This is a genomic window from Acinetobacter sichuanensis (genome assembly GCF_003024515.2).
Classification (GTDB): domain Bacteria; phylum Pseudomonadota; class Gammaproteobacteria; order Pseudomonadales; family Moraxellaceae; genus Acinetobacter; species Acinetobacter sichuanensis.
The window spans coordinates 1-736 of record NZ_PYIX02000193.1; the positions used below are offsets into that span (position 1 = coordinate 1).

General features: G+C 43.3%; 1 pseudogene. It reads right to left on the reverse strand.

Annotated features, from left to right (window positions below):
- A pseudogene (locus tag C9E89_RS23610) lies at positions 1–736 on the reverse strand (hypothetical protein); the annotation flags it as partial.

The following is a 736-nucleotide window of genomic DNA, read 5'->3' on the forward strand; positions in this document are numbered from 1 at the left end:
GATCGCCTGTGCTTTGTGCCGTGGTATTGAGCTGATTACCTGTCACAGCCTCAGTTGAACCTGCTGCAACCGTACCATCCGTTAAGCCACTGATTTTGCCTGTTGCGCCATCTGTGACCACATTACCGACAGTCACTTTATCGAAGTTGACGTCTTTCGCCGTTGCCACTTCATAGTTCACTGAACCATCAGCATTGGTACCTGACGTCACAACAATGTTGTTACCTTGAGTGACCGTCGTTTTCGCTTTAGTTGCTGCTGTATTGACGTTTTTAATCGCATCATCAATCGTACTTTCACCAGTACCACCAATATTTGTATTGGTTAACTCACCTGTACTTGGATTATACGTTGTTGAACCACCAATGATGTTTTTAACACCTTCACCTTGTGCATTTAATTGACTACCATTGATGGCATCAGTTGAACTTGCAGAGACATTACCTGCAGTTAAGCCACTAATTTTGCCTGTTGCGCCATTAGTGACTACATTACCCACAGTCACTTTATCGAACTTGACATCTTTCGCCGTTGCGACTTGATAATTTGCAGAACCATCAGCGTTAGTACCTGAAGTTACAACAATGTTTTCACCTTGCGTTACTGTCGTTTTCGATTTCTTCGCTTGGTCTGCAATTGCTTCAGCAATGGTGTTATAGCTACTGCCATTGGTGGTAAATGGACCACTCAAGTTTCCTGCGTTATTGGTTACACCACCACCAATAATACTACTTGT